The 6441-nt window shown below is 76.1% G+C and carries 1 protein-coding gene; it reads right to left on the reverse strand.

The window, feature by feature from the left end:
* On the reverse strand, window positions 1–6441 hold a 6441-nt coding region (locus tag CCN44_RS14985), incomplete at both ends, for a non-ribosomal peptide synthetase (protein ID WP_143649759.1).

A 6441-nucleotide genomic window follows, 5' to 3' on the forward strand; every position in this document is an offset into this window, starting at 1 on the left:
CGGAACCCGCGGATCTTGACCTGCTCGTCCACCCGGCCGAGGAACTCCAGCCGTCCGTCCCGGTCCCAGCGGACCCGGTCGCCGGTGCGGTACATCCGCTCCCCCGGCGCGCCGAACGGGTCGGCGAGGAAGCGGGCGGCGGTCAGCCCGGGCCGGTGCAGATAGCCGCGGGCGACCTGGTCCCCGGCCAGGTACAGCTCGCCGGGCACCCCGGGCGGCACCGGGCGCAGGGCGCCGTCGAGCACGTGGGCGCGCAGGTTGCCGCCGGGCCGGCCGAGGGCGGGGCGGTCGGGCCGGTCGCCGGCGCGGCCGTAGACGGCATCGACGGTGCACTCGGTGGGTCCGTACATGTTGTACACCGCCACGCCCAGCTCCCGTTCGGCGCGGACGAGGTCGCGCCAGTCGGCCGCGGTGACGGCCTCACCGCCGACGAGGAGCAGCCGCGGGTGGTGGCGGCCGGGGGCGAGCAGGCCGGCGGCGGTGAGTTCGCGCAGGAAGGACGGGGTGACGTTGACCAGGTCGAGGCGGTCTTCGGCGACCTGGGCGCAGAACGCCTCCGGGTCCAGGCGTACGTCCTCGTCGACGAGGTGGACCTCGTGGCCGAGGGCGAGCAGCAGGGGTCCTTCCCAGGAGGTGTCGAAGGAGAAGGAGGCGCTGAGCGCGGCCCGCAGCCGCTCCCCCCGGGCGGTGTGCGGGGCGAGCAGGCCCGCGCGGTGGTCGTGGCACAGGTTGACCAGCTGCCGGTGTTCGACGGCGACGCCCTTGGGGCGGCCGGTGGAGCCGGAGGTGTAGACGATGTACGCGGTGTGCCGTGGCAGCAGGGGCCGGATCCGGTCGGTGTCGGTCGGATCCCGGTCGGGCAGCCGGTCCCAGGGCACCGCGTCGAGCCCGGTGAGCAGGGTGTGCGGCCGGGCGTCGGCGAGCAGGAGGTCCTGCCGCTCGGGCGGGAGTGCGGGGTCCAGGCAGAGCAGGGTGGCGCCCGCCTTGAGGACGGCGAGGAGCGCCGTCATCAGGTCGGAGGTGCGCGGGAGCCGTACGGCGACCACGTCCTCGGGGCCGGCGCCCCGGGCGATGAGATGGTGGGCGAGCCGGTTGGCGCGCCGGTTCAGCGCGGCGAAGTCCAGGGTGGTGTCGCGGGCCACCAGGGCGGTGTGGTGCGGGGTGCGGGCGGCCTGGGCCTCGAACAGGGCGGGGAAGGTGGTGTCCGGCTCGGGCAGCCGGGCGCCCTGCCCGTACCGGAGGACCTGCCGGCGCTCGGCGCCGGTCATCAGCGGCAGCCGGCCCACGGGCAGCGCGGGGTCCTCGGCGGCGGCCTCCAGCAGGACGCGCAGCCGGGCGGCCAGGCGTTCGGCGGTGTCGGCGTCGAACAGCCCGGTGTTGTACTCCAGGTGGCCGGTGAGCCCGCCGTCGGTCTCCACGAAGTCGAAGGCCAGGTCGTACCCGGCGGAGCGGACCGGCGGGGTCAGCGGCTCCACCGTCAGGCCGGGCAGCCGGGGCGGTTCGGCGCCGAGGTTGTGCAGGGCGACCATGACCTGGAACAGCGGGGTGCGGCTGGTGTCCCGCTCGGGCTGGAGGGCGTCCACGACCCGCTCGAAGGGCACCTCCTGGTGGGCGAACGCCTCCAGGACGGTGGTGCGCACCTCGCCGAGCAGCTCCCGGAAGGGCAGGTCGGGGCGGACCCGGGCGCGCAGCACCAGCGTGTTGACGAACATGCCGACGAGGTCGTGCAGTTCGGGCCGTTCGCGGCCGGCGGTGACGGTGCCGACGGTGACGTCCTCCTGGCCGGCCCAGCGGGCGAGCAGCACCTGGCAGGCCGCCACCAGCGTCATGTAGAGGGTGGCGTCGGACTCCCGGCCGCGCTCGCGCAGCCGCTCGGTGAGCGCGGCGGGCAGGGTGAAGGTCACCAGGGCGCCGTCACGGGTGCGGACGGCCGGACGGGGCCGGTCGGTCGGCAGCTCCAGCGGGGTCACCCCGTCCAACGCGCCGCGCCAGTAGGCGAGTCCGCTCTCGTGCTGCTCGGTGCGGGTGCGCTGCCAGGTGGCGTAGTCGGTGTAGCGGACGGGCGGCTCGGGCAGGTCGGGGCGGCGTTCCTCGCGGGCCGCCGTGTACAGCTCGCCCAGGTCCCGGGCCAGGACGCCGGAGGACCAGCCGTCGGTGACGATGTGGTGCGCGGCCAGGACGAGGACGTGCTCCTCGGCGCCGAGCCGGGCCAGCCGGGCCCGGAACAGCGGCCCGGTGGTGAGGTCGAAGGGGGTGGCGGCCTCGCGGTCGAGCAGGGCGTCGAGGGCCGCGGTGTCCGCGAGGTCGTCCACCGGGAGGCCCACGGGCCGCGGCGGGTGGACGAACTGCCGTGCCTGGCCGTCGTGTTCGGCGAACGTGGTGCGCAGGGAGGCGTGCCGGGCGACGAGGCCGTCCAGGGCGGTGCGCAGGGCGGCGGTGTCGAGCGGGCCGCGCAGCCGCAGCACGGACAGGGTGGTGTACTCGGTGCTGCCCGGCTCGAACCGGTCGAGGAACCACAGGCGTTGCTGGGCGTACGACAGCGGTGCCGGGGCGTCCGGGGCGGCGGCCGGGATCGTGCCGGCGCTGTCCCCGGCCCGGGGTTCGGCCAGCGCGGCCGCGAGGGCGGACAGGGTGGAGTGGGTGAACAGCAGCCGGGGCGAGACGTCCGTGCCGAAGGCGGCGCGCAGCCGGGAGGTGACGCGGACGGCGAGGATGGAGTCGCCGCCGAGGGCGAAGAAGTCGTCGTCGGCGCCGACCTCGTCGGTGTCCAGGACGTCGGTCCACGCGGCGGCGACCAGTCGTTCGGCCGGGGTGCGCAGGGGGGTGCGGGTGCCGTCGGCGGCGAAGCCGTCGGGGCCGGGCGCGGGCAGGGCGCGCCGGTCGAGCTTGCCGTTGACGGTGAGCGGCAGGGCGGCGAGCGGCACATAGGCGGCCGGCACCATGTGCGCGGGCAGCGACCGCGCCAGGTGGGCGCGGAGTTCGGCGGCGGGCGGCGGCGGTGCGGCGCGGTCGCCGGTGCCGGTGCCGACGACGTGGGCGACCAGCCGGCGGGTCCCGCCGGCGCCCTCGTACACGCCGACGGCCGCCGCGCCCACGCCCGGGTGGCTGTGCAGGGCGGCCTCGATCTCGCCGGGCTCGATGCGGTAGCCGCGGATCTTCACCTGCTGGTCGGCGCGGCCCAGGTACTCCAGGGTGCCGTCGGCCCGTCGGCGGGCCCGGTCCCCGGTGCGGTACATGCGGGTGCCCGGTGTGCCGTAGGGGTCGGCGAGGAACCGGGCCGCGGTGAGGCCGGGCCGGTTCAGATAGCCGCGCGCCAGGCCCTCGCCGGCGACGAACAGCTCGCCGACGGCGCCGGGCGGTACCGGCCGCAGTGTGTCGTCGAGGACGTGGACCCGCAGGTCGGGGATGCCGGTGCCAATGGGGCTCGCGGTGCCGGCGCGGGCCGCCCGGCGGTCCAGCGGGGCGTAGGTGACATGCACGGTGGTCTCGGTGATGCCGTACATGTTGACGAGGCGGGGCGCGGTGTCCGGGTGGCGGGTGTACCAGTCGGCGAGCCGGCTGACGTCCAGCGCCTCGCCGCCGAAGATCACCGTGCGCAGCGCCAGCCGCGCGCTGACGTCGGGGAGTTCGGCGTCCGTCCGGCTCAGCGGGTAGAAGGCGGACGGGGTCTGGTTGAGGACGGTGACCTGTTCGTCGGCGAGCAGCCGCAGGAAGTCCTCCGGGGAGCGGGCGGTGTCCTCGGGGACGATCACGAGCCGGCCGCCGTGCAGCAGCGGGCCCCACAGCTCCCACACCGAGAAGTCGAAGGCGTAGGAGTGGAACAGCGTCCACACGTCGTCGGGTCCGAAGCCGAACCAGTGCCGGGTGCGGGTGAACAGGCGGACGACGTTGGCGTGCGGGACGACGACGCCCTTGGGCCGGCCGGTGGAGCCGGAGGTGTAGATGGCGTAGGCGGGGCTCTCCGGCAGGGCGCGGGGCGCCGGTCCGGCGGCCGGGCGCCGTTCCAGGTCGGCCCGGACTGCGGGGTCGTCCAGCGGCAGGAGCGGTACGGCCGTCTCGACTGCCGTCGCCGTGGTGGTGACCAGTGCCACCGGGTCGGTGTCGGCGAGCAGCTGCCGGACGCGTTCGGCGGGCAGCGCGGGGTCGATGGGCAGGTAGGCGGCGCCGGTCTTGAGGACGGCGAGGACGGCCACGACGAGGTCGGTGCAGCGGGGCAGCGCGAGCGCCACGAACTTCTCGGGTGCGGCGCCGAGTTCGGCGAGCCGGTGGGCGAGCCGGCCGGCCCGTGCGTCCAGGGTGGCGTAGTCGAGCCGGTCCTCGCCGCAGCTGACGGCCTCGGCGTGGGGAGTGCGGGCGGCCTGGGCCGCGAAGAGGGCGTCCAGGGTGTCGGCGGGGCGGCCCGCCTCGGTGCCGTTGCCGTCGGCCAGGATCCGCCGCCGTTCCTCGGCGGTCGTCCGGGCGAGGGCGCGCACGGGCCGGTCCGGGTCGTCGGCCAGCTCGGTGAGCAGCAGGCACAGCCGGTCGGCGAGGCTCCGTACCGTGGTGGCGTCGAACAGCTCGGGGTCGTAGGCGAGGTCGAAGCCGAACCGCTCGCCCTGGTAGGCCCGCAGCACCAGGGGGTAGTTGGTGGCGTCGCGGGCGGAGACGTCCGCGAGGCGTATCCCGGTGCCGGCCGAGCGGGCCTGGTCGAAGGGGTAGTTCTCGAAGGCCACCATGCTGTCGAACAGCGGGGTGCCGGCGGGCACGTCGCTCAGCGTGGTGAGTTCGGCGAGGGACACCGCCGCGAACCGCCGCGCCTCGGCCTGCGCCTCCTGTAGTTCGCGGAGCCAGGCGGTGGCGGTACGGCCGCTGTCCACGCGGACGCGGGTGGGCAGGGTGTTGATGAACATGCCGACCATCGACTCGACGCCGGGCAGGTCGTCGGGGCGTCCGGAGACGGTGGTCCCGAACAGCACGTCGGGCTCGGCGCTGTAGCGGGACAGCAGCAGCGCCCAGGCGCCCTGCACGACGGTGCCGAGGGTCAGTCCGGCCGCGCGAGCGGTGCGGGCCAGCCGCGCGGAGACCGCGTCGGACAGCCCGGCGGTGTGCACGTGCCCGGAGCGGGTCTCGTGGCCCCGGGGGCGGACGCGGTCGGCGGGCAGCGGGGTGGGGGTGGCGAACCCGGCGAGGACGGTCCGCCAGTGGGCGCGGGCGGCCTCGGTGTCCTGGCCGGCCAGCCAGCGCACATAGTCGCCGAACGGCCGCCGGGCCGGGGGCCGGGGTGCGGTGCCCGTGGTGAGGGCCGCGTACTCCGCGCACACGTCGGTGAGCACCTGGGCCAGGCTCCAGCCGTCCAGGATCAGATGGTGGGAGGTCCACAGCAGGTGCAGCCGGTCCTCGGGCAGCCGGATCAGGGTGAGCCGCATCAGGGGGGCCTCGCCGAGGTCCAGGCCGCGGGCGAGGTCGTCGGCGCGCAGCCGCTCCAGCCGTCCGGCCCGCTCCCCCGCGTCCGGCTCCCGCCAGTCCAGCTGCCGCACGGGCACGGTGACGTGGCGGTGCACGACCTGGAGCGGCACCGGCACGTCCTGCCACACCACCGAGGTGCGCAGGGCGGGGGTGCGGTCGGTCACCCGCTGCCAGGCCGCGGCCAGGGCGTCGGGGTCGGTCACCCCCTCCAGCAGCAGCGCGGCCTGGTCGACGTACACGTCGTCCGGTCCGCCGACCAGCCGGTGGAAGAGCATGCCCTCCTGGAGCGGGGTGAGCGGCAGCAGGTCCTCCACGTCCCGGCCGTCGCCGGCGAGGCGGTCCACGCCGGCCTGGTCCAGGCGCGCGAGCGGGAAGTCGGAGGGGGTACGGCCGCCCGCTCCGGGCCGGGCGCAGTGCTCGGCGATGGCGGCGAGCGCGCGCACCATGCCGTCGGCCAGCCGCCGGACGGTGTCGGCCCGGTGCACCTGGTCGCTGTAGTGCCAGGTGAGGACCAGTTCGCCGTCGGCGACCAGGGCGGAGACGTCGAGGAGGTGGTCCAGCGGGGCGCCGGGGTCGGTGTCCCGGCCGGGTACGTCGGCGACGGGCGCGAAGTCCCCTCCGGCGGGCGCCTCCCACTGACCGTGGTAGGTGAAGCACACCTGGGGCAGCGGGAGTGCGCCGAGGGCCCGCGCGGCCGGGTCGGGCGAGCCGAGGTGGCCCAGTGCCTGGTAGCTCAGGCCGCGGCGGGGCACGGCCCGCAGCCGTTCCTTGACGGCCTTGAGCGTGGCACCCCAGTCGGCGGGGCCGGCCGGGGTCAGGGTGACCGGGTACTGGGTGGTGAACCAGCCGACCGTGCGGGCCAGATCGGTGCCCTCGGCCAGCTCCTCCTCCCGGCCGTGGCCCTCCAGGGCGACGGTCACCCGGTCCGTGCCGGTCCAGTCCGCCAGCACCCGGGCCAGCGCGCTCAGCAGCACGTCGTTGACCTGGGTGCGGTAG

The sequence above is a fragment of the Streptomyces tricolor genome (assembly GCF_002155905.1).
Lineage (GTDB): Bacteria > Actinomycetota > Actinomycetes > Streptomycetales > Streptomycetaceae > Streptomyces > Streptomyces tricolor.